We start from the raw sequence: 21,830 nt of genomic DNA, 5'->3' as shown, positions 1-21,830 counted from the left end.
TTAAGGTAAAATTAATATTCTCTCATTCCATAACCCGACCTTACCTGGTCGGGTTTTTTATTGATTATCAGATAAATAAATCGGATTTTTGGGAGAGCTGAGCTGACATGCGGATTGTTCAGGCAGCAACGCGCTTAAAACTTTATTTGGAACGATTCTAAATAGCCTGCACCTTTGTGGTCTATTTTGAATCTTTCTAAATAAGCGCATGCGTCACCTTTTCTGTTCTGCACTTCTCATTAGCGGTTGTTTGCCCGGCGTTGCGCTGGCCCAGTCCAACCCGCACCACCACGAAAATGAGCAGCACCGAAAGGCCGTGGGCACCGTGACGGGCCGCGTGCTGCTGGCCGATGGCCAGCCCGCCGAGCAGGTTTCGGTGCGCATCAAGGGCAGCGAGCGGGGCACGGTGACGGCTGCCGATGGCAGCTTCGTGCTGCGCGCGCCGGCCGGCTGGCAGGCCATTGCGGTAACTTGCCTGGGCTGCGTAGGGCAGGAAGTAGCCGTCGAAGTTCGGCCCGGCCAGACGGCCGAAGTGCCGCCCTTCACGCTGGCCCGCGGCGAGCAGCAGCTGTCCGAAGTAACCGTGACGGGCGCTAAGAGCCTGAATCAGCGCACCCCCAGCGCCGGCAAAATGCCCATTGCCCCGCTCGACAACCCGCAGGCCACGCTCACCATCGAGCGGCCGGTACTGGAGCAGCAGCAGGCGCTGCGCCTGAGCGATGTGCTGGCCAACGTGGCCGGCGTATATGTGATGGGCGCCACCGGCGGCACCCAGGAGGAAATTGCCAGCCGCGGCTTCGCCTACAGCAGCGCCAATACCTTCAAAAACGGCGTGCGCTACAACAACGGCATCATGCCCGAAGTAAGCTCGCTGGAGCGCATGGAAGTGCTGAAAGGCAGCGCGGCCATCCTCTATGGCAACGTAGCGGCGGGCGGCATTTTGAACCTGGTGACCAAGAAACCGCAGTTTGAGCGCGGCGGCTCGGTGGGGCTGCGGTTGGGTAGCTACGGTTTTGTGAAGCCGCAGTTCGATGTGTACGGCGCGGTGGGAGAGAGCCAGCGAGTGGCCTACCGCCTGAACGGCACCTGGGAGCGCGCCGACAGCTACCGCGACGGCGTGAGCAGCAACCGCGTGTATGTGAACCCCTCGGTACTGTTCCGCCTCACGCCCAAAACCGAGCTGATTGTGGAAGGCGACTACCTGCGCGACAACCGCACGCCCGATTTCGGCATTGGCACCGTCGATTACCAGGTTTCCGAATCGCGCAGCCGCTTTCTGAACACGGCGGATGCCACCAACGCCACCAACCAGACCAGCGCCACGGCCACGCTCACCACGCGCCTCAGCAACAGCTGGCAGCTGCGGGCGGTAGGCGCGTTCCAGCGCTACGCCAACGAGCTGAAAAGCGCCAGCCGGCCCACGGCCAACGTCATCAAGCCCGGCCGTAATTACGGCAACTGGCTGCGCAGCCTGCAGCGCACCGAAACCGGCGAAAACTACTACCTCGCGCAACTTGACCTCACGGGCACGTTCCGCACGGGCGGCATTGGGCACACGCTGCTGGTAGGGGCTGATGCCGACCAGTACAACACCAACACGCTGACCTACACCACGCAGGCGTATGATTCGGTGAATATTCTGAACCCCGACCGCCAGCTGGGCCGGCCCAAAGCCACTGCCAGCGGCTACGACGCCCTGCGCTACAACACCCGCACGCTGGGCAACACCCGCCGTGCCGGCTTCTACGCCCAGGACCTGCTCAGCCTCACCAGCAACCTGAAGCTGCTGGCCGGCCTGCGCTGGAGCTACCAGGAAACCCCCAGCGACGTGTACACCTACCCGGCCGCACCGGCCGCCGCCAACGGCCCCGCCACCGTGCGCGAAAACCGCCGCTACGACCAGGCCTTTTCGCCCCGCGTGGGCTTGGTGTTCCAGCCCGTGAAAACCACCGCGCTGTTTGCGTCCTACTCCAACTCCTTCGCCCCCCAGGCCAATACCGTGACCGACAACCAGGGCGGCAGCCTGCCCCCGTCGCTGATTGACCAGTTTGAGGTAGGTATCAAAAACGACCTGTTCAAAGGCGCGCTGTCGGCCAACGTGACGGCCTACCACATTGTGAATAACAACCAGGCCCAGACCATTCAGCAGTACCTCGGCAATGGCCTCAACCCCAGCTACAACCCCAACTTCCCCAGCGCCCAGGAGCTGGCCGGGCAGGTAACCAGCAAGGGCGTGGAAGTGGACGTGCAGAGCCGCCCCGTCAACGGCATCTCCTTCATTGCCGGCTACAGCTACAACAACACCGCCTACACCCGCAGCACGCTTTACACCGATGGCAGCCGCCTGCGCTACAACCCCGCCCACACGGCCAACCTCAGCCTGTTCTACTCCTTCGCCAACGTGTTTGCCAACAACGGCTGGCTGCGCGGCCTGAGCGTCGGGGCTACGGGCTACTACGTGGGCGACCGCCTGGCCGGCCGCAACCCGCGCTTGCTCTACGACAAAGACGGCAAGCTGCTCACCGACACCAACAAGTACCTGAGCCTGCCCAATTACGTCCTCTTCGATGCCTCTGTGGGCTACGCCTACGAGCGGTTTTCGGTGCGGGTTAAGATGGCCAACCTGCTCAACGAGCTGAGCTACAACGTGCACGACGACAACAGCGTGAACCCCATCGCGCCCCGCACCTTCGCCGCTACGCTCAGCTACAAGCTATAGTCTCCGCCATGAGCCCGACCAAATCCTTCATCCGCACCATTCACCTGTGGCTGGGCCTGGGCACCGGGCTGCTCATCGTCTTTGTGTGCCTCACGGGCAGCATCCTGGCCTTCGAGCAGGAACTGGAGCACGCCTGGCACCCGGCGCGCTATTTCGTACAGCCCGCCACCACGCCGCGCCTGCAGCTGGCACAGCTGGCCTCCGCCGTACAAGCCCGCAAGCCCAAAGCCAAAATCAGTAGTTTCAAGCTCTACGCCGACCCCACCCGCACCGTGGAAATAAGCCTGGCCGGCAACGACAAAGGCGGCAAAGGTGGCGAGCGCGGCGGCCCAGGCCGGATGGGGCAGGAGCGTGGGCCTGATGCCAGCCGTTTGCCTCGCGCGGGCCGGCAGAATGAAAATTCCGGCAAAGGCGGCCCCGAGCGAGGTGGCAAACCCAAGGGCGAAGGCGGCGGCCCCCGCGTGTTCGTGAACCCCTACACGGCCGCCATTACCGGCGAGCTGAACCCGCGCGACAACTTCTTCAAAACCGTGGAGCAGCTGCACCGCGGCCTGGTAGCTGGCCCGGTGGGCAAGCTGGTGATGGGTGTGAATGCGACCATCTTTCTGTTCATCCTCGGCACCGGGCTGGTGCTGTGGTGGCCCACGGCCCGCAAGGCCCTCAAGCCGCGCCTGACGGTGAAATGGGGCAGCGGCTGGAAGCGCCTGAACCACGATTTTCACATCTCGCTGGGCTTTTACGCCTCATTGTTCCTGTTCATTATGGCCCTCACGGGCGTGGGCATGTCGTTCGATTGGGTGGGCGCTGGCATCAACAAGCTCACGCACTCACCCCTGAAACGGCCGGAGCCGCCCACCTCGGCGGCACCGGCCGCCGGCACCGCGCCCCTCGCGGCCGATGCCGTGCTGGCCCTGGCCCGCCAGCAGGCTCCCGACGCCGAAACCTATACCCTGCAAATGCCCAAAGAGCCCACCGGCAGCATTCGGGTGGCTGTGCTGCGCCCCGGGGCCATTACCGAAAATGCCACCGACGAGGCGTACTTCGACCAGTTTTCGGGCCGGCTTATCAGCAGCCAGACCTATGCCCAGCGGCCCGTAGGCCAGCGTATTCGCGGGTTGTTCAAGCCGGTGCACACAGGCGCTATTTTCGGCTGGCCCACCAAGCTGCTGGCTTTGGTTATCGGTTTGTTGGGGGCTACTTTTCCCATCACGGGCACCATCATGTGGCTGAACCGCCGGCGCAAAAAGCAAGGGAAACATTCGCCGGCTCGGCCAATAATAGCCACCAGCGCTGGCAGGTAAGAAAAAGATGTTCCAGTAAAACAAGGGCGGCATTAAATTGAAATAATTCAATTTAATGCCGCCCTTGTTTTACTGCCTCTTGTTGGCGCATAAGCGGTGAATGTATTTGTTAAAGAGTTGTGTAACTCTTGTTTCATTGCTTGCGTAAACAAACTGAGTAGTTGTTTATAATTCCCATTTTGAAACCATTTTCCAGATTGTGTACAATTTACAAATAATAACTATTTAATAATATAATTGATAAACAGTCTTTTGTCGACAATATAGTGTGTTGGCCAAAAGATTGTAGCGGGTACGGTGAATTCAGTAAATCACCTACTTATGCACAATCTTTACGCTTCCATTCGCTTCGCATTACTTGCTATTTTTTGCCTGAGCTTTGTTCAGCGCAGCCATGCTGTTCAGCTCCAATACGTCACGGCGGTAGTGGCCGCTAAGAACGTAACCAACGCCGCCCATGCCATTGACAACTCCGCAACGACGGCTGCTACCCTCACGGCCTCGACGCTGCTGGGTGGCGCCAACCTGCGAATGAGCTTTGGCTCGTCGGTGCCTGCCGGGGGCATGGCCGGGCTCGTGATTCAGGCCGGCTCAAACCTAGATTTGTCGTTGCTCAGCGGCATGACCATTCGCACCTATATGGGCTCGAATGTGACATATGAGGAGAACATGCCGGTTGGTAGTTTGGTTAACCTCAGCCTGCTTAGCAGCAACGGCGGCAAAGCAACGGTCGAATTCCCGGTAAGCAAGCCCTTCAATCAGGTAGAGTTGCGCATTGCCGGCCTGCTCAATGCCAGCTTCGATGTGGATGTGTATTCGGCCTACGGCACGGTTGCGGCCCCGCTGCCGGTTGAATTGGCGGCGTTCCAAGGCAAAAGCACGGCCGGCGGAAATGCGCTGGCCTGGAGCACGGCTTCGGAGCGCAACAGCGACTACTTCGTGGTAGAGCGGGCCGATACCTCGCCGGAGAACTTCCGCAGCATCGGCAAGGTGCAGAGCGCCGGTACCACCACGCACCGCACCGAATACACTTTTGTTGATGCTTACCCGGCAGCGCTTAGCTACTACCGCCTGCGGCAGGTCGACCGCGACGGCACCACCAGCTTCAGCCCCGTGGTTACGGTGAAAAAAGCGGCGGCCAGCGAGTCCCTGGCCGTTTATCCCAACCCCGCCACCGAGGCCGTGGCAGTGGCGGCAGCTCCTGGTACTCGCTTCGCTCTGTTCGACCAACTGGGCCGGCAGTTGCAGGCCGGTGAAATTCAGGCCGGAGCCAACCCGACGCTCGACGTGCGGGCACTGCCCGGAGGCGTGTATTTCGTGCGCGACCTGAATACCGGCAACAGCATCCGTTTTGTGAAAGCGGCCGCCCTCGAATAAGCGGCTCCTGCCCACGGCCATTGGCTTAAACAAGAAATGCCCCGAACAGAAACGTTCGGGGCATTCCTTTTTAAGCCAGCGTTTCCCAGCCCAGCTTCAGAATGAACGCGCTGACGACGACCAGAAACAGCACCCGCACGAAGCCCGTGCCCTGCCGCATGGCCACCCGCGCGCCCAGCGTGGAACCCAGCACGTTGCACACCGCCATCGGCAGCGCCACCTGGTACAGCACCTGCCCCGTGGACACAAAGTAGGCCAGCCCAGCGATATTGGTGGCCACGTTCACCACTTTGGCCGAAGCCGAAGCCGCCAGAAAATCGTAGCCGAACAAACCCACGAAGGCAAACAGCAGCAGGCTGCCCGTACCCGGCCCAAAAAAACCGTCGTAGAACCCGATGCTTGCCCCCAGCGCCACGCCCGTCCACAACTCGCGGCTGCCGTGCAGGCGCGGCGCGTGCAGGCTGCCAAAATCCTTGCGCCAGAAGGTGTAGGCCGCCATCAGCACCAGCAGGGCCAGCACCAGCGGCTTCACCAGGTCTTTGTTGAGGCCGCTTACGGCGCGGGCGCCCAGCAGCGCGAAGCAGCCCGCTACCACCGCCGCCACTGCCACCGTGCGCCAGCGAATGGGCACCCCCGTGAGGCCCTTGAGGTAGCGAAAGGCCGAGGCTGAGGTGCCTGCCAAGCTGGCCACTTTGCCAGTGCCCAGCACCGTGGGCACCGGCGTGCCTTTGGGCAGCAGCAGCAGCATGGCCGGCAGCTGGATGAGGCCGCCGCCGCCTACCATCGCATCAATAAAACCGGCCAGAAAGGCGAAGAAGCAGAGTAATGCTAACGTCATAAATGAAGAATGAGGAATGCGGAATGAGGAATCGAGAACGGCTGGCGTCAACCGTTTCAGTATTCCTCATTCTGCATTCCTCATTAAGCGAAGCGTTAAAACGGCGGCTCCTCGCCGAAGCTGTTGCTTTTCGGGAAAGGCACCGGCGACTCGTTGATTTTCGAGCCCAGACGAATGGTGGTGGGTGCAAAGCCGGCGCTGGGCTCGCTGTCAAAATTGCTGGCGGGCAGGGCCATAGGCTGATAACCGCCGCTGTCGAAACCGCCGCCCGCGCCGTCGAGGTCGGCAAATTTGGTGAACTTGCCGATGAACTTGAGCTGCACGGTTTCGAGCGAGCCGTTCCGGTGCTTGGCGATGATGACTTCGCCCACGCCCTGCGTGGAGTTGCCTTCAGCATCTTGGTCGAGGCCGTAGTATTCGGGGCGGTAGAGGAAGATTACCATGTCGGCATCCTGCTCGATGGAGCCCGATTCACGCAGGTCACTCAATTGCGGCTTCTTGTCGCCGCCCCGCGTTTCGACCGAGCGCGAGAGCTGCGACAGCGCCAGTACGGGCACGTTCAGCTCCTTGGCAATGCCCTTGAGAGCCCGCGAGATGCTGGCGATTTCCTGTTCACGGTTGCCGCCGCGGCCGTCGGTGTTGCCGCTCATCAGCTGCAAGTAGTCGACGATAATCATCTGCACGTCTTTCTGCGAGCGCAGGCGGCGGCACTTGGTGCGCAACTCGCGGATGCTCAGGCCGGGCGTGTCGTCAATGTAAATCGGAGCGGCCGATAGGGCCGTGATTTTGTGGTTGAGCTGCTGCCACTCGTGGTCGGCAAGGCTGCCTTTTTTGATTTTCTCGGAATCCAGCTCCGCCTCAGCCGAAATCAGGCGATTGACAAGCTGCAGCGAGGACATTTCGAGCGAGAAAATGGCCACGGCTTTCTTGAAATCGACGGCCGCGTTGCGCATGGCCGATACTACGAAAGCAGTTTTGCCCATGCCCGGCCGCGCTGCAATAATCACAAGGTCAGACGGTTGCCAGCCGCTCGTGACGCGGTCGAGGGCCGTGAAGCCGGTGGGTACGCCGGTGAGGCCGTCGGCCTGGTTTTTCTTTTCCTCCAGTTCCTTGATGGCCTTGCCCATCAAACTGCGCATGTCGTCGAAGTTCTTCCGAATATTCGATTCCGATACCTCGAACAGGGCCGACTCGGTATCATCGAGCAGCTTGAACACGTCGGTGGTATCCTCAAAAGCATCGCGCTGGATTTCGCTCGAAATCCGAATCAGCTCGCGCTTGATGGCGGTTTCGGTGATGATGCGGGCGTGGTATTCCACGTTGGCGGCCGAGTTCACTTTCAGCGTGAGGTTGGCCACGTAGAAGGGGCCGCCGGCGGCTTCGAGCTCGCCCATCTCGCGCAGCTCGTGCACCACGGTGAGCTGGTCGATGGGCTCCGACTTATCAAACAGCCGGATAACGGCTTTGTAGATGCGCTGGTGCGCGTCTTTGTAAAAGCTCTCGGGCTTGAGCAAGTCGATAACCGAGGTGAGGGCATCTTTTTCCAGCATCAGAGCGCCGAGCACGGCCATTTCGAGCTCGGGGGCCTGGGGCGGCAGCTTGCCGGCCGCGCTGGCGTTTTGCGGAACCACCATGCCGCCCCGATTGGTCCAGGCCGCTTTGGCGCGGGCGGCGGATTGTTTCAGGCGGTCGTCCATCTGGTCGGGCATAGGGGAGGGTGGCTAGCTAAAGGTAACGAAATAGCAGGGGCAACAAGGCCGGCCCCGGAAATAAACCCGGGCCGGCCACGATATACACAAAGTTAACCCCGACGATACCGAAAAGATTGGCCCGCGCTCCCGATTCTTTTGACCCGGCAATGGCGGCGGCGGCCGGGCCTTTGTACTTTCGCGCCCCGATAATTCTGGTTGTCAGTTGTTCGTTGTTCGTTGTCAGTTGTTGGGCGGGCGCTAGCTGCGCCAGAATATTACACCCTGCCAAAGCCTGACTAACAACGGACAACTAGCAACCGACAACTAACAACAACCCCGATTTGGAATCCTCCTCCAGCCCCATCCAGCAGCCCGAAGCCATTCACCTCATCGCAGTGGGCGGCAGCATCATGCACAACCTGGCGCTGGCCCTGCACCGCCGGGGCGCCCGCGTCACGGGTTCCGACGACGAGATTTTTGAGCCCGCCAAAGGCCGCCTCGCCGCCGCTGGCCTATTGCCCGCCGTGGAAGGGTGGGACCCAGCCCGCATCACCCCCGATTTAACGGCTGTCATCGTGGGCATGCACGCCCGGCCCGACAACCCCGAGCTGCTCCGCGCCCAGGAGCTGGGGCTGAAAATCTACTCCTTTCCCGAGTACATTTACGAGGCCAGTCGCGACAAGCAGCGCATCGTCATTGGCGGCTCGCACGGCAAAACCAGCATCACGGCCTGCATTCTGCACGTGCTGCGGTTCCACAACCGCAAGTTCGATTACGCCGTGGGCGCGCAGCTGGCGGGCTTCGATTTGATGGTGCAGCTGACGGACGACGCGCCGATTATCATCATCGAAGGGGATGAATACCTGTCGTCGCCGGTCGACCGCCGGCCCAAGTTTCACCTCTACCAGCACCACATTGGCGTGATTTCGGGCATCAGCTGGGACCACATCAACGTGTTTCCGACCGAGGAAATCTACCGCGAACAGTTCCGCATCTTTGCTGATATGACGCCCAAGGCCGGCGTGCTCATTTACGACCGCGACGACGAGCAGGTGCAGCTCGTGAGTGTGCCCACCAACCCCGACGTTACGTACATCGGCTACGGCCCGCACGAGCACGTCATCCGCGACGGGCGCACGTATCTGCTCAATAAGAAGGACGAGGAAGTGCCCGTGCAGGTGTTCGGCGAGCACAACCTGCGCAATATTTCGGCGGCCAAGGAGGTATGCAAGCAGCTGGGCATCAAGGGTAAGGATTTTTTCCGGGCCGTGGCCACGTTCCCCGGCGCGGCGCGGCGCTTGGAGCTGGTGCGCGAAGGCGCTACCTCGGTGGTGTACAAGGACTTCGCCCACGCACCCAGCAAGCTCAAGGCCACGGCCACGGCCCTGAAAAAGCAGTTTCCGCAGCGCCGCCTGGTGGCTTGCCTGGAGCTGCACACCTTCAGCAGCCTCAACCCGGCGTTCCTGCCGCAGTACGCGCACTGCTTCGACGCGCCCGACGTGGCGGTGGTGTACTTCAACCCCCACGTGCTGGAGCACAAGCGCTTGCCGCCGCTGGCCGCCGCCACCGTGGCCGAAGCCTTCCAGCGGCCTGATATAAAGGTGATTACCGATAGCACCGAACTGGCCGCTTTCCTGCGGGCGCAGGAGTGGGCCAACGCCAACCTGCTGCTCATGTCGTCGGGCACGTTCGATGGGCTGGATTTGGCCTGGCTGGCGGCGGAAATCGTGGGGTAAGCAATTTGTCATTCCGACGCAGGAGGAATCTGGGGAAAACCTTTTATTCTCGTCGTGAAGTGGGTTGCGAAAAAGAGGTAGGGTGCGGGGCTTGCCCCCGCCCGTCGTTCGCACCGTTTCAACGATTCCGTTCAGCGACGGGCGGGGGCAAGCCCCGCACCCTACTGCGCAACGAGTATAAATAGATTCCTTCAGATTCCTCCCGCGGCGGAATGGCAAACGAAAAAAAAGCCCGCTATTCAGCGGGCTTTTTTGGTTCGGCAGGCCGCTTCTTATCGGTCGTAATAAGCAGCGCCAGCGCGGTGAGCGCCGCCCGTAGCAGCCATTTATTTCGCGTTTTCATCGGGCCCGGGAAAAGAGGGTGTTATTGCTTTCAACTTTCAAATCGCAGGTGGCGCCGCTGATGCGTTCGCCGCAGGTAGTGCCCACAATGCGGCCGTTTTCGAAGTTGAAAAAGCACATGGGGCAGTTGCTGCCCGTGATGGTGTAGCGCTCAGCATTGGGCCGCAGATAATACGTATTGTCACCCCCCGTGTTGAGGGGCAGGGCCATAGCCCGGAACATACCGTTGCGAAGGCCCATGCCAATGACATAATAGTTCGGGGCCGTACCACCTTCGGCCGGGGCCTTGCGCACCTGAATCTTGTCGATAACAGTACCATCGTTGAACTGCCGGATAAAGGCCCGGGCCAGTTCGCTGCGGGGCGTCACATACTCGGTGCTGCTGTCGGTGAAATGCACAATCTGGCGGCTTTCGGGCGCTTCAATCGCGGTGCCTTTGGCCATGCGGTTGGGGCTGCCATATTCGTTAGCCGAAGGCTTCATCGATTCGCACGACATGGCCAGCAACAGCACCAGCAGGCTCAACAGGCCCAGGCCGAGTAATCGGGGAAGAAACTTCATTTTCAGTGAGTAGTGGAAAGGTTTTTTACTGATTGTCATCCTGAGCATGCTGTGCTTAAATGCAGCATGCTCAGGATGACAACCGACTGAATTTAGCGGGCCGTGTAATACTTACGTGCTTCGGGCAATTCACGCTGAATGTCGGCGATGCGGGTGCCGTTGCTGGGGTGGGTAGAGAGAAATTCGGGCGGCGAAGCCTGGTTTTCGCGCGAGTCCATGCGCTGCCAGAACGTAATGGCGCCGTCAGGATTGTAACCGGCCATGGCCATAAAAATCAGGCCCAGATGGTCGGCTTCCGACTCCTGGTTGCGGCCGTATTTCAGCAGGCCCAGCTGCGAGCCCACGCCGAAGGCCTGCAAGGCAATTTGCTGCGTGGCAGGCGCATTGGTCGAGAGCGCGGCCGACAGCGCTTGGCCGCCCAACTGCTGCACCAAGCCCTGGCTCATGCGCTCGGAACCGTGCTTGGCCACGGCGTGCGCAATCTCGTGCGACATCACCACGGCCAGGCCGTTTTCGTCCTGCGTAATGGGCAGGATGCCAGTGTACACGGCCACTTTGCCGCCGGGCATGCACCAGGCATTCTGTTGGGCATCGTCCTGAATCACATTGAATTCCCACTGGTAGCCGGCCAGCTGGTCGGAAGCATTCTGCTGCTGGAAGTAGCGCTCGACGGCTGCCTGAATGCGCTGGCCCACGGTGCGCACCATGGCCACCTGCTGCGAGTTGTTGGAGAGCGGGCCTTTGGCAATCACCTCGCGGTACTGCGTGGCGGCCAGCGTGTTGATTTCGGAGTCGCTGACGAGGCTGAGCTGGCGGCGGCCGGTGATGGGCACCGTAGAGCAGGCGCCCAGCAGGGCCAGGCTGGCGACGAGGGTGAGTTTCTTGAACATAGCAACAGGGGAGAAGAGTGAGAGGAAATGCGCCGACGCGAAGCCCGGCGGTAACAGCCCGGCCGCACGCGCCCGGTGCAGCCTATACGGCAGCAGGGCGGGCAAATGTTTGCCTCGGCCCCGCCGCCGCCCCGAAAAAATGCCGCCCAACCGGGCCGCAAGCCGCCCGCGGGCCGTAGTTTTGGCGTTACTCACTGCCGGGCCGCCGCTGGCCCTTTCCCGCCCTATGAAAATCATTTGCATCGGCCGCAACTACGCCGACCACATCGCCGAGCTGCACAACGAGGTGCCCAGCGCGCCCGTCATCTTTATGAAGCCCGAAACGGCGCTGCTGCAGCGCGGCCAGCCATTTTTCATCCCCGAGTTCTCGCAGGACATCCACCACGAGCTGGAGTTGGTGCTGCGCGTGAGCAAAAATGGCCGCCACATCGACGAGCAGTTTGCCCACACTTATTTCGATGCTATCGGTTTGGGCATCGACTTCACGGCCCGCGACCTGCAATCGGAGTTGAAGAAAAAAGGCCTGCCCTGGGAGCTGGCCAAGGCCTTCGATGGCTCGGCCCCGATTTCGCCAACTTTCAAGCCCGTGGCCGATTTCGCCGACCTGGCCAACATTAACTTCCATCTCGAAGTGAACGGCGAAACTCGTCAGACCGGCAATTCCAGCCTGATGCTGCACCCGTTCGCTAAAATCATCAGCTTCGTGTCGAAATACATCTCGCTGAAAATGGGCGACCTGATTTTCACCGGCACGCCCGCCGGCGTGGGCCCGGTGAAGGTAGGTGACCAGCTAACCGGGTTTCTGGAAGGGGAGAAGCTGCTGGAATTGAACGTGCGGTAGGGGAGAGGTTGGGTTGTTTTTATAAAATTGACCGTCATGCTGAGCGCAGCCGAAGCATCTCTACCGCTTCGTTGTGCTAGCAGTTGATTAGTTGTGCGGTAGAGATGCTTCGGCTGCGCTCAGCATGACGGTCTTCCTTGATTATTTGCAAGTTGAAGAATAAAGCGAAGTTGATTATCGGATTAGTGCTGGCCTTGTTGGCGGCCCTGCCGAGTGTAGTAGGCGGCCAGGAGGCCGATTCATCCGACCGTGAGCATAGCCTGAGCGAGATGCTGAGTGCCGGCCGGCCCACCGTGGCCCCGGGCTACTTTCTGTTTCCGATTGCGCCGGGCAAGCCCAATTTCCTGGCTGGCAGCATGGGCGAGTTGCGCCCCAACCACTTCCACGGCGGCCTCGACATCAAGACCGGCGGCGGAGTGAACCAGCCCGTGTACGCCGCCGCCGACGGCTACGTGTCGCGCCTCAAGCAGTCGTCGTTTGGCTACGGCAACGTGCTCTACATCACCCACCCGAATGGGCTGACGACGGTGTACGGCCACCTCAACGAGTTCAAGGGCGCGTTTGCGGCCGAGCTGCTGCGGCGGCAGTACGAGAAGCACAGCTACGAGTTGGAAGCCTTTTTCGAGAAGGACCGGTACCCCGTGAAGCGCGGCGAGCTGGTGGCCCTGAGCGGCAACACCGGCGGCTCGGCCGGCCCGCACCTGCACTGGGAAGTGCGCGATGCGCAGGACCGGCAGTACAACCCGCTGCAATGGGGCGGCTTCTCCGAAATTCAGGACCACGTGGCGCCCACGCTGCAAGCCTTCGCGCTGGAGCCGCTGGCCATCGAGTCGCGGGTGAACCGGGTGTTTGCCAAGGCCTTGTTCGTGCCGAAGGTGCAGCCTGCGCCGGGCGTGGCTACCACCTGGGCCGATACCATTAGCGCGTTTGGGCCGGTGGGGCTGCTGGTGCAGGGCTTCGACCGGTTCGATAATGCCTGGAACAAGAATGGGATTCAGCGCGTGAGCATTACGGTGAATGGCAAGCCGTTCTACCAGCACGCCATCGATGCCGTGCCATTTCCGACGGGCACGCGGCAGGTGGCCAACTTCGTCGATTTCCTGTACCAGCAAACCCAGGGCCGCACCCTGCAAAAGCTGTGGGTGGACGAAGGCAACGACCTGCAGATGTATGCCACCGGCCCCACCAAAGGCCGTCTGACCGTGGAGGCGGGCAAAATCTACAACGTCGACATCATTCTGGCCGACTCCTATAACAACCAGACGCCAATACACCTGGTGCTACGCGGCGAGCAGCCGGCCTACTTCCGCACCGGGCCGGCGGCGGCCCGCAAGCCCGCGCTGCGCTACGAAATTGTGCGCAACCTGCTCAAAGCCGTGGCCGCCGCCGAAACGCCCGATTCGGTGCCCGCCAATCTGACGCTGCTGCGCGGCAGCCGCCGCCTCGAAGTGCGGCCCAGCTACTGCCAGGACGGCCAGAACGTGTACCTCTACGACCTGCGCGCCGGTCTGCCCGATTCGGTGCGTTTCGGCGCAATCACCAAGAAATTCGACCGGCAGGTGCTGATTCCGGCCCGCAAGGAATTTAGCTACGCCACCAACCACCTCAACCTGGTTTTCGGCCCCGAAACGCTGTTCGACAACCTCTACCTGAACACCGCCTACAAGCCCGAGCCCACCGGCAGCGGCTTCTGGACGGTCGGCTCGCCGCTGCAGCCGCTCTACCACACCGCCGTCCTCACCCTGAAGCCCGCCACCCCGCCCACCGACCCGCAGCGCACCGCCATTTACGCGGCCACGCTGGCCGGCGGCAAGGCCTACGTGGGCGGCAAGTGGGATGAAAAAGGCCAGATTACGGCCGTTATCCGGCAGTTCGCGTCCTACCGCATTCTCACCGATACCAAAGCGCCGCAGGGCACCTTCGCGGGCCGGGCCGGCGGGCAGCTGCAGTTTCACGTCGGCGATGATATGTCGGGCTTGGCCAGCTACCGGCTGCTCATCGGCGGGCAGTTTCGGCTGCTGCGCTTCGAGCACAAGAAAGCCTTGCTCTTCACCGTAGCCGGCGACACGCTCGGCCCCAAGCTGCGCGGCCCCGCCGAGCTGCGCCTGATGGACCAGGCCGGCAACGAGCGGGTGATTCCATTGAGCTTGTAGCAGGTCGAGAAAGGGGAAAGTAGCCCGTCATGCAGAGCGGAGCGAAGCATGACGTTCTTTTGTTAACGAACTCAACCCTCAACATTCAAAACTCAACCATTCATCATGCTTCCCGAACCCGGCCAGCCCGCTCCCGATTTCACCGCCCAGGACCAGGACGGCAACACCATCAGCCTGCACGACTACCGCGGCCAGAAAGTCGCCCTCTACTTTTACCCCAAAGACGACACGCCCGGCTGCACCGCCCAGGCCTGCAACCTGCGCGACCACCAGGAAGAGCTGAAAGCCAACAATATCCAGGTGATTGGCGTCAGCATTGATGGCGAGGCGGCGCACAAGAAATTTGCCCTGAAATACGACCTGCCCTTCCCGCTGCTCGTTGATACCGAGAAGCAGATTGTGGCGGCTTACGGCGTGTGGCAGGAGAAAAAAAACTACGGCAAAACCTACATGGGTACCGTGCGCACCACGTTTCTGATTGATGAAAAAGGCCTGATTGAAAAAGTCATCAAGCGCCCCGACACCAAGGAGCACACCGCGCAGCTGCTGAAATAAGCGACCGAAAACGCTGTTTCCAGTGAATTGAGGCTAATCAATCGATTGTGTTGGTGTGGCCGCTTTGCTTCGCTTACCTTTACTCACCGAACCCTATTCCCGACTTATGTCCGATACCACCACCGCCAAAACCGTCGAAAAACCCGAGAAGTCCAACGACGAGCTCAAAGAAATTGCCACGCAAGTGCGGCGCGACATCCTGCGCATGGTGCACGCCGTGAACTCGGGCCACCCCGGCGGCTCGCTCGGCATCACCGATTTGCTGGTAGCGCTCTACTTCAAGGTGATGAAGCACCACCCCGAGCCCTTCGACATGGACGGCAAGGACCAGGACCTGTTTTTCCTGTCCAACGGCCACACTTCGGCCACCATGTACTCGTGTCTGGCGCGCTCCGGCTATTTTCCGGTGAGCGAGCTGGCCACGTTCCGCAAGCTGAACTCGCGGTTGCAAGGCCACCCCACTACCCACGAAGGCTTGCCCGGCGTGCGCGTAGCTTCGGGCTCGCTGGGCCAGGGCCTGAGCGTGGCTTGCGGCGCAGCCCAGGCCAAAAAGCTGAACGGCGACAAGCAGCGCGTGTTTGTGCTGATGGGCGACGGCGAGCTGGAAGAAGGCCAGAACTGGGAAGCCGCTCTCTACGCCTCCCACCAGAAAATCGACAACCTGATTGCCATCGTCGACCGCAACGGCCAGCAGATTGATGGCTCGACCGACGAAATCGGCGGCCTCGGCGACATCGGCGCCAAGTTCAAAGCCTTTGGCTGGCAGGTGATTGAGGGCGACGGCAACCACTTCGATGCCCTGCTGCCCACGCTCGAAAACTGTGTGGCCGCCACCGGCAAAGCCAAGCCCATCATGTTCGTGATGGACACCAAAATGGGCTTCGGCGTCGACTTTATGATGGACGGCCACAAGTGGCACGGCGTCGCTCCGAACGACAAGCAGCTCGCCGACGCGCTCGACCAGCTGAAAACCGGAACCGACGGCGACTACTAGCGGTGCAGCCGAAACCTCACCCGCTGACTTCCTCGCAAATGCAGCGGGCGCAGCGATTCCGGCAAAGCGGGAATCGTCAGGCTTTCTTCACTTTGGGAATGAGCCAGGGGGTGAGGTTTCGGTTGACGGCGCTGCTATTGGCTTGCCTGCTGATGAGCAGGGTAGGAGCGGCCCAAAATGCGGCTCCTGAAAAGCCCAAAGTCACGCGCATCCTCTTCCTGCTCGATGCGTCGGGCTCGATGATGGCGCCCTGGGAAGGCCAGCCGCGCTGGAACATTGCCCGGCGCATGCTGAGCAAAATGGTGGACTCGCTGAACAGCTACCCCAACCTGGAAGTCGCCCTGCGCGTGTACGGCCACCAGTTTCCGAACGCAGACAAAAAATGCGACGATTCGCGCCTCGAAGTGCCGTTTGCCCCGCGCAACGCGGCTGCCATCAAGAAGAAGCTGGCCGAGCTCAAAGCCCAGGGCAACACGCCCATCACCTACTCGCTGGAGCAGTCGGCCAACGACTTCCCTAGCGATAAAACATCCCGCAACGTGCTGCTGCTCATTACCGACGGCCTCGAATCGTGCAACCGCGACCCCTGCGCGGCCTCGCTGGCTTTGCAGCGCAAGCGCGTGTTTCTGAAGCCGTTTGTGATTGGCATCGGGGCCGAGCGGGAGTTCGGCAAGCAGCTCGAATGCCTTGGCCAGTACTACAACGCCGCCGAAGTAGCCACCTTCCGCACCGTGATGAACGACGTCATCGCCAAAACCCTGAGCAAAACCACCGTCAGCGTCAACCTCACCGACGCCAACGGCAAGCCCGCGGAAAGCAACGTCAACCTCACTTTTGTGAACAACGTGACCGGCCAGCCCGAGTACAACTACGTGCATTACCGCGACGCCCAGGGCCGGGCTGATGTGCTTGACATCGACGCGCTGCAGAGCTACGACCTCGTCATCAACACCGTGCCGCCGGTGCGCCAGGCCAATTTGGCCATCACGCCCGGCAAAGCCAACGTGCTGACATACAAAACGCCGCAGGGTATACTGGTGCTGCAAAGCCCGCAACTCTCGCCTAACCCCTACGGTACCATGCGCGCCGTAATCCGCACGCCCGACCGCGCCACCGTCACGGCCAACAATTTCGGCAGCCGCCAGAAGCTGCTGGCCGGCAACTACGAAGTGGAGGTGCTCACGCTGCCCCGCACCGTGCGCCGCCTCGCCATCAAGCAGGGCCAGGAAACGACCGTAACCTACGCCGCGCCCGGCACCCTCAACATCACCTCCGACCTGAAAGGCTACGGCAGCATTTACCAACTCAACGACGACGAATCGCAAACCTGGATTTACAGCCTGCCCGAAGGCGGCAGCAGCAAAATAAACCTGCCGATGCAGCCGGGCGCGTATCGGCTGGTATTTCGCACGGCTACCAGCAACGGCAGCAAATTTACCGACGTGCGCAATTTTAGCATTCGCAGCGGGCAGACTACTTCGGTGGCTATTTTCGGGAAGTAACCTACTGTCAATTTATTGTATGAAAATGGTCGAAATGAAAGTTGAGAAATTCATTGCGATGCTGTTATTGGCTTGCGGATTATTCGCCTTTCGCAGCGATGAAATTGAATTTGATACTAAGACATTGTTCGGAAATCAAATTGAATTGAAGATTCCCAAAGGCTTTATAATAATGCCGGAGGAGATGGCAAAACTGAAATTCATTCCTGAACGCCGGCCAACCCTGGTTTACACCAACGAAACCGGCAACATAAGTGTGGCGCTGAATATCACGAATAGCAAGGCAACGCAGGCAGAATTACCAGCTATTAAGGAAGATGTTCTTCGCGCCTATAAACATCCGTATGTAAGCGCTAGGGAGAAATGGAATGCTATTCAAATGGTCAATGGCCGCAAAGTAGGATTCATTGAGTTCGGTACACTGGATATTAAAAATACAGTTTACGGCACCTCTGCTACTGAAAGAAGTGCTTATAACTTGATTTTTTTCACCGACTTCCACGGTAGGCTTTTGCTGTGCAACGTTAGCTGCATAGATAAAAACAGCGAACAGTGGCAATATGCCGCCAAAGAAATAATGGCTTCGCTAAAGCTGAAATAATCGGCATAGCGCCAGAGCACTAAAGTGCGCCGCATTTTCCTAATCAATCAACGACATAAAATCCCCCAACTCCCCATGAAAGACTTCCCCTACACCGAATCGAAAGACACCCGCAGCGGCTTCGGCGCTGGCCTGGCCGAACTGGGCGAAACCAACCCCAACGTGGTGGCCCTCTGCGCCGACCTCACCGGCTCGCTCAAAATGGACGCCTTCAAAAAGGCGCACCCCGACCGGTTTTTCCAGGTGGGCATTGCCGAGGCCAACATGATGGGCGTGGCTGCGGGCATGACCATTGGTGGCAAAATTCCCTTCACGGGCACCTTCGCCAACTTCAGCACCGGCCGCGTCTACGACCAGATTCGCCAGAGCATTGCGTATTCGGATAAGAACGTGAAAATCTGCGCCTCGCACGCCGGCCTCACGCTCGGCGAAGACGGCGCTACCCACCAGATTCTGGAAGACCTGGGCATGATGAAAATGCTGCCCGGCATGACCGTTATCAACCCCTGCGACTACAACCAGACCAAAGCCGCCACCATCGCCATCGCCGAGCACCACGGTCCGGTGTACCTGCGCTTCGGCCGCCCCGTGGTGCCCAACTTCACGCCCGCCGACCAGAAATTCGAAATTGGCAAGGCCTGGGTGATGAACGAAGGCGCCGACGTGAGCATCTTCGCCACCGGCCACCTCGTGTGGAAGGCCGTGCTCGCCGGCAAGCTGCTGGCCGAGAAGGGCATCAACGCCGAAATCATCAACATCCACACCATCAAGCCCCTCGATGCGGAGGCCATCTTGGCCTCGGTGCGCAAAACCGGCTGCGTGGTAACGGCCGAAGAGCACCAGATGAACGGCGGCCTCGGCGACAGCATTGCCCAACTGCTGGCCCGCGAAGAGCCCCTGCCCCTGGAAATGGTGGCTGTGCACGACAGCTTCGGCGAAAGCGGCACCCCCGACCAGTTGATGGAGAAATACAACCTGAACGAAGCCGCTATTGTGAAAGCCGTAGAAGCGGTGATGAAACGGAAGAAGTAAATTTCGTTTTGCCAACCTACTAAAAAGCCCCCGCAACTTCTACTGTTGCGGGGGCTTTTTAGTAGGTTGACGCAATGGTGCCAACGGTGTTTATGCAGACGCCTTTTGGTAAATAAAAAAATCGGAAAATGATGTTGATGAAGATTTTCCGGCTTCCAATGGAAATTGGTTGGGAATGAATTCGATTAGGTGAAAATCGGGGCGGAATTGCTTAATCCAATTGGTGAATTTTCGTGTTTTTACGTGCGGAGCATAATGGTGGGGCTGGTCATCGTCGCAGGCATAAATAATGACGTAGTGGGTGCTGGCTGCAAACAGTTGCGTCATGTAGGTATGGTATGTAGTATCTTCAATTAAGTGATAGATAACATCCAGGCTCAATGTGAGTTCTGCCTGATGACTTCCGGCCTGGCTGACATGGAAAAATTGTTTGCTGGAGTCGTCTTTAAACAAATTTCGACAGTTGTTAATAGCTACTTCGCTGACGTCGAAACCAGTATAAGCGGGGAATTTAAAATAGGTTAATTGATTGCCATCGCCGCAGCCAAATTCTATCACGCTTTTGATGTGATGGCGGGCCACGAAGGAATTAAGGATTTCGCCTTTGAATGCTGCGAGATTATTGTAGGAGCCCGCCCCTGAATTACCTCCTTGGGCGTAACGTTTTATCCAGTATTCCTCGGAGGTGGTAAACGCCTCCGCGGGAAAGAGTTTTTTCTTTATCGAGCGCGCCAGACTGCCAATAATGGGAATCTGCTTAATAATATTCCGCATGCTTTTTGAAAATTGGGACAGAAACCCGTGTCCTTCGAAATGGAAAACTGACGGCTAGCGCCGATGGCTTCTGCTGGCAAGATAGGCTGGAACGCACTCCAAATTCAGCGGCGGCTTTTTACCAGGCGTAATTAAACGCGGCGCTTACTTTGCCATCCAAGTCTCGCCGCTGCTGCCGGAGCAGCCTCCTTTTGCGTTTGGAAGACCACGAAATTCTCCTCAAGTTTCAGCACCCCGCCAGCCGCAACCTGGCGTTCAACCAGCTCGTGCGCAAGTACCAGAGCAAGGTGTACTGGCACGTGCGCAAGATGGTGGTGGACCACGACGACGCCGACGACCTCACCCAGGACGTGTTCGTGAAGGTGTGGAAGCACCTCGAAAACTTCCGCCAGGATGCTCAACTCTTCACCTGGATTTACCGCATCGCCACCAACGAGTGCCTGAATTTCCTCAGCAGCAAGCGCCGTAAGTTTCTGCTGCCGCTGAACGATGTGGGGGCCGAACTGGCCGCCAAAATCGAAGCCGACCCCGCTATTGCGGGCGACGAAATCGAGTTGAAGCTGCAAAAGGCCATTCTGCGCCTGCCCGACAAGCAGCGCCTCGTCTTCAACCTGCGCTACTACGATGAGATGCCTTACGAGCAGATGGCCGAAGTAACCGGCACCAGCGTAGGGGCTCTGAAGGCCAGCTACCACCACGCCGTGAAAAAAGTGGAAGAATACGTGACCCGTACGACCGACGATTGACCCCCGCTCTCTATCCAATTATTTATCCGCTGAATTAAACGTTCGCCGCTGCTTCTCATCAAACGCTCATGAAACCTGCTTTTAAGCTCGACGCGCACCCCCGGCGGCCCCGCCCGCTGCTGAGCGAGCCGCCCGCCGACTACTTCGATAAATTGCCCACGCGCATCATGGCCCGCCTGCCGCAGGCCGACGAGCGCGCTGCCCCGGCTGCCTGGGCTTGGCTTTCCTTCCTTTCGCCGGTGCTGCGTACCGGGCTGGCCTCGGTGGCCGTGCTGGGCGGCTTCGCGGCTTCGTTTTATATGAGCGGCTCGGCCCCACTGGTGCCCGCCACGGCCAGCACGGCCGCCCTCGATGCCGTGCCCCGCACCGAGCTGGCCAACTACCTGCTCACGAGCGGCACCCGCGTCGAAACCTCCGATTTGGCCACGCTCACCGCCGCGCATCCCAATATTGCCAAGGGTTTCCTGCGCGTGTCGGACGAGGAGCTGAACGACGCGCTCGATGCCCAGCCCACCGACGACCCTACTTATCTATAATTCTTTGTTCTTTCGTTCCGCTATCATGTCTGTATTTTCATCCGTATTTCGTTGGCTGAGTCTGGCCGCGCTGCTGCTCACGCTGGTCCCGGCCGCGCAGGCCCAGGGCGGGCTGGGCGGGGGCGGCCGCCGGGGCCAGCGCCTTGGCCAGCTCGAAAACGCCAAAATTGCCTTCATCACCAACCGCGTCTCGCTCACGCAGGACCAGGCCCAGAAATTCTGGCCGCTCTACAACGAGTTTTCCGCCCGTCGGCGCGAACTCAACCGCAGCGGCCGCCTGCTGCGCCGCGACATCACCGAGGGCATGACCGACCAGCAGCTGCGCGACAACTTCACGCAGTCCTTCAACACCCGTCAGCAGGAGCTGAACCTGGAGAAGGAGTATTTCGAGAAGTTTCAGAAAGTTATTTCGCTGCGCCAGGTAGCCCAGTTGTTCCAGGCCGAGCGCGACTTCACCAAGGAGGTCATCAAGCGCGTGGCCAACGTGCCCGGGCAGGTTGGGGCCGGCAATGGCAACGACTAATCTGATTCGCTGCCGTTTTTCAAGAGGCCGCTGCCCCCGCAGCGGCCTCTTTATTTTTGCGGAATAATCAAACGGCCCAATCCGTGGTTGTGAGAAGCGCGAGCCGCGCTTGCTCAGC

The 21,830-nt window shown here is 59.9% G+C and carries 19 protein-coding genes; 14 read left to right on the top strand and 5 right to left on the bottom strand.

What is annotated here, in order from left to right; translation table 11 throughout:
* The first annotated feature begins 250 nt into the window (after window positions 1-250).
* From MON38_RS02720 to MON38_RS02710, 3 genes are all read left to right on the top strand, one after another.
* Window positions 251-2,719: a TonB-dependent receptor gene (locus MON38_RS02720; RefSeq protein WP_241934592.1), complete on the top strand. Its 2,469-nt coding sequence runs from the start codon at window positions 251-253 to the stop codon at window positions 2,717-2,719.
* A gap of 8 nt (window positions 2,720-2,727) precedes the next feature.
* Window positions 2,728-4,020, top strand: a complete 1,293-nt coding sequence (locus MON38_RS02715) for a PepSY-associated TM helix domain-containing protein (protein ID WP_241934591.1) — start codon at window positions 2,728-2,730, stop codon at window positions 4,018-4,020.
* Window positions 4,021-4,341: 321 nt separating this feature from the next.
* Window positions 4,342-5,397 (top strand): T9SS type A sorting domain-containing protein, encoded by a 1,056-nt coding sequence (locus MON38_RS02710; RefSeq protein WP_241934590.1) that lies wholly within the window; start codon window positions 4,342-4,344, stop codon window positions 5,395-5,397.
* Window positions 5,398-5,467: 70 nt separating this feature from the next.
* Here the strand turns inward: MON38_RS02710 and MON38_RS02705 are convergent, their stop codons facing one another.
* Together MON38_RS02705 and dnaB are read right to left on the bottom strand one after the other, a co-directional pair.
* Window positions 5,468-6,235: a sulfite exporter TauE/SafE family protein gene (locus MON38_RS02705; RefSeq protein WP_241934589.1), complete on the bottom strand. Its 768-nt coding sequence runs from the start codon at window positions 6,233-6,235 to the stop codon at window positions 5,468-5,470.
* Between the two features lie 95 nt (window positions 6,236-6,330).
* On the bottom strand, window positions 6,331-7,869 hold the full coding sequence (gene dnaB / locus MON38_RS02700; protein WP_241935094.1) for a replicative DNA helicase: 1,539 nt from the start codon (window positions 7,867-7,869) through the stop codon (window positions 6,331-6,333).
* Window positions 7,870-8,267: 398 nt separating this feature from the next.
* On the opposite strand from dnaB, the gene MON38_RS02695 reads away from it, so the two are divergent.
* Window positions 8,268-9,662: a UDP-N-acetylmuramate--L-alanine ligase gene (locus tag MON38_RS02695; protein ID WP_277881342.1), complete on the top strand. Its 1,395-nt coding sequence runs from the start codon at window positions 8,268-8,270 to the stop codon at window positions 9,660-9,662.
* A gap of 339 nt (window positions 9,663-10,001) precedes the next feature.
* Here MON38_RS02695 and MON38_RS02690 read toward each other — a convergent pair whose 3' ends face one another.
* Together MON38_RS02690 and MON38_RS02685 are read right to left on the bottom strand one after the other, a co-directional pair.
* Window positions 10,002-10,565 carry a hypothetical protein gene (locus MON38_RS02690; protein WP_241934588.1) on the bottom strand — a complete coding sequence of 188 codons (564 nt, stop codon included), beginning with the start codon at window positions 10,563-10,565 and terminating at the stop codon, window positions 10,002-10,004.
* 92 nt (window positions 10,566-10,657) lie between these two features.
* Window positions 10,658-11,455 carry a M48 family metallopeptidase gene (locus tag MON38_RS02685; RefSeq protein ID WP_241934587.1) on the bottom strand — a complete coding sequence of 266 codons (798 nt, stop codon included), beginning with the start codon at window positions 11,453-11,455 and terminating at the stop codon, window positions 10,658-10,660.
* Between the two features lie 226 nt (window positions 11,456-11,681).
* On the opposite strand from MON38_RS02685, the gene MON38_RS02680 reads away from it, so the two are divergent.
* The 7 genes from MON38_RS02680 to MON38_RS02650 all read left to right on the top strand — a co-directional run bounded on the left by MON38_RS02680 (window position 11,682) and on the right by MON38_RS02650 (window position 19,133).
* A complete protein-coding gene (locus tag MON38_RS02680; protein WP_241934586.1) occupies window positions 11,682-12,296 on the top strand; it encodes a fumarylacetoacetate hydrolase family protein in 615 nt (204 codons plus the stop codon).
* A gap of 152 nt (window positions 12,297-12,448) precedes the next feature.
* Window positions 12,449-14,449 (top strand): M23 family metallopeptidase, encoded by a 2,001-nt coding sequence (locus tag MON38_RS02675; protein ID WP_241934585.1) that lies wholly within the window; start codon window positions 12,449-12,451, stop codon window positions 14,447-14,449.
* A gap of 105 nt (window positions 14,450-14,554) precedes the next feature.
* Window positions 14,555-15,004: a thioredoxin-dependent thiol peroxidase gene (bcp, locus tag MON38_RS02670; RefSeq protein ID WP_241934584.1), complete on the top strand. Its 450-nt coding sequence runs from the start codon at window positions 14,555-14,557 to the stop codon at window positions 15,002-15,004.
* A 106-nt stretch (window positions 15,005-15,110) separates the two neighbouring features.
* The gene (locus tag MON38_RS02665; RefSeq protein WP_241934583.1) at window positions 15,111-15,998 is read left to right on the top strand and encodes a transketolase; all 888 of its coding nucleotides are present in this window, start codon (window positions 15,111-15,113) and stop codon (window positions 15,996-15,998) included.
* A gap of 152 nt (window positions 15,999-16,150) precedes the next feature.
* Window positions 16,151-17,500 carry a vWA domain-containing protein gene (locus tag MON38_RS02660; protein WP_241934582.1) on the top strand — a complete coding sequence of 450 codons (1,350 nt, stop codon included), beginning with the start codon at window positions 16,151-16,153 and terminating at the stop codon, window positions 17,498-17,500.
* A 19-nt stretch (window positions 17,501-17,519) separates the two neighbouring features.
* Window positions 17,520-18,101: a hypothetical protein gene (locus MON38_RS02655; protein ID WP_241934581.1), complete on the top strand. Its 582-nt coding sequence runs from the start codon at window positions 17,520-17,522 to the stop codon at window positions 18,099-18,101.
* Between the two features lie 75 nt (window positions 18,102-18,176).
* Window positions 18,177-19,133, top strand: coding sequence for a transketolase family protein (locus MON38_RS02650; protein WP_241934580.1), 957 nt, complete (start codon window positions 18,177-18,179; stop codon window positions 19,131-19,133).
* A gap of 90 nt (window positions 19,134-19,223) precedes the next feature.
* Here the strand turns inward: MON38_RS02650 and MON38_RS02645 are convergent, their stop codons facing one another.
* On the bottom strand, window positions 19,224-19,907 hold the full coding sequence (locus tag MON38_RS02645; RefSeq protein WP_241934579.1) for a class I SAM-dependent methyltransferase: 684 nt from the start codon (window positions 19,905-19,907) through the stop codon (window positions 19,224-19,226).
* A 197-nt stretch (window positions 19,908-20,104) separates the two neighbouring features.
* Between MON38_RS02645 and MON38_RS02640 the strand changes: the two genes are divergently transcribed.
* The 3 genes from MON38_RS02640 to MON38_RS02630 all read left to right on the top strand — a co-directional run bounded on the left by MON38_RS02640 (window position 20,105) and on the right by MON38_RS02630 (window position 21,712).
* Window positions 20,105-20,653, top strand: a complete 549-nt coding sequence (locus tag MON38_RS02640; protein WP_241934578.1) for an RNA polymerase sigma factor — start codon at window positions 20,105-20,107, stop codon at window positions 20,651-20,653.
* A gap of 68 nt (window positions 20,654-20,721) precedes the next feature.
* Complete coding sequence (locus tag MON38_RS02635) at window positions 20,722-21,189, top strand: hypothetical protein (RefSeq protein ID WP_241934577.1); 468 nt, start codon at window positions 20,722-20,724, stop codon at window positions 21,187-21,189.
* A 25-nt stretch (window positions 21,190-21,214) separates the two neighbouring features.
* Window positions 21,215-21,712, top strand: coding sequence for a hypothetical protein (locus tag MON38_RS02630; RefSeq protein WP_241934576.1), 498 nt, complete (start codon window positions 21,215-21,217; stop codon window positions 21,710-21,712).
* The last annotated feature ends 118 nt before the right edge of the window (window positions 21,713-21,830 follow it).

Origin of the sequence: Hymenobacter cyanobacteriorum, assembly GCF_022631375.1 — a bacterium.
Taxonomy (GTDB): domain Bacteria; phylum Bacteroidota; class Bacteroidia; order Cytophagales; family Hymenobacteraceae; genus Hymenobacter; species Hymenobacter cyanobacteriorum.
This window is presented reverse-complemented; position numbering and strand designations above follow the sequence as displayed.

Excerpts from the sequence above, each read along its gene's own strand:
- MON38_RS02715 (WP_241934591.1), top strand. The coding sequence starts at position 2,728 with ATGAGCCCGACCAAATCCTTCATCCGCACCATTCACCTGTGGCTGGGC.
- MON38_RS02710 (WP_241934590.1), top strand. The coding sequence starts at position 4,342 with ATGCACAATCTTTACGCTTCCATTCGCTTCGCATTACTTGCTATTTTT.
- MON38_RS02705 (WP_241934589.1), bottom strand. The coding sequence starts at position 6,235 with ATGACGTTAGCATTACTCTGCTTCTTCGCCTTTCTGGCCGGTTTTATT.
- dnaB (WP_241935094.1), bottom strand. The coding sequence starts at position 7,869 with ATGGTGGTTCCGCAAAACGCCAGCGCGGCCGGCAAGCTGCCGCCCCAG.
- MON38_RS02690 (WP_241934588.1), bottom strand. The coding sequence starts at position 10,565 with ATGAAGTTTCTTCCCCGATTACTCGGCCTGGGCCTGTTGAGCCTGCTG.
- MON38_RS02685 (WP_241934587.1), bottom strand. The coding sequence starts at position 11,455 with ATGTTCAAGAAACTCACCCTCGTCGCCAGCCTGGCCCTGCTGGGCGCC.
- MON38_RS02680 (WP_241934586.1), top strand. The coding sequence starts at position 11,682 with ATGAAAATCATTTGCATCGGCCGCAACTACGCCGACCACATCGCCGAG.
- bcp (WP_241934584.1), top strand. The coding sequence starts at position 14,555 with ATGCTTCCCGAACCCGGCCAGCCCGCTCCCGATTTCACCGCCCAGGAC.
- MON38_RS02665 (WP_241934583.1), top strand. The coding sequence starts at position 15,111 with ATGTCCGATACCACCACCGCCAAAACCGTCGAAAAACCCGAGAAGTCC.
- MON38_RS02660 (WP_241934582.1), top strand. The coding sequence starts at position 16,151 with ATGAGCAGGGTAGGAGCGGCCCAAAATGCGGCTCCTGAAAAGCCCAAA.
- MON38_RS02655 (WP_241934581.1), top strand. The coding sequence starts at position 17,520 with ATGAAAATGGTCGAAATGAAAGTTGAGAAATTCATTGCGATGCTGTTA.
- MON38_RS02650 (WP_241934580.1), top strand. The coding sequence starts at position 18,177 with ATGAAAGACTTCCCCTACACCGAATCGAAAGACACCCGCAGCGGCTTC.
- MON38_RS02645 (WP_241934579.1), bottom strand. The coding sequence starts at position 19,907 with ATGCGGAATATTATTAAGCAGATTCCCATTATTGGCAGTCTGGCGCGC.
- MON38_RS02635 (WP_241934577.1), top strand. The coding sequence starts at position 20,722 with ATGAAACCTGCTTTTAAGCTCGACGCGCACCCCCGGCGGCCCCGCCCG.
- MON38_RS02630 (WP_241934576.1), top strand. The coding sequence starts at position 21,215 with ATGTCTGTATTTTCATCCGTATTTCGTTGGCTGAGTCTGGCCGCGCTG.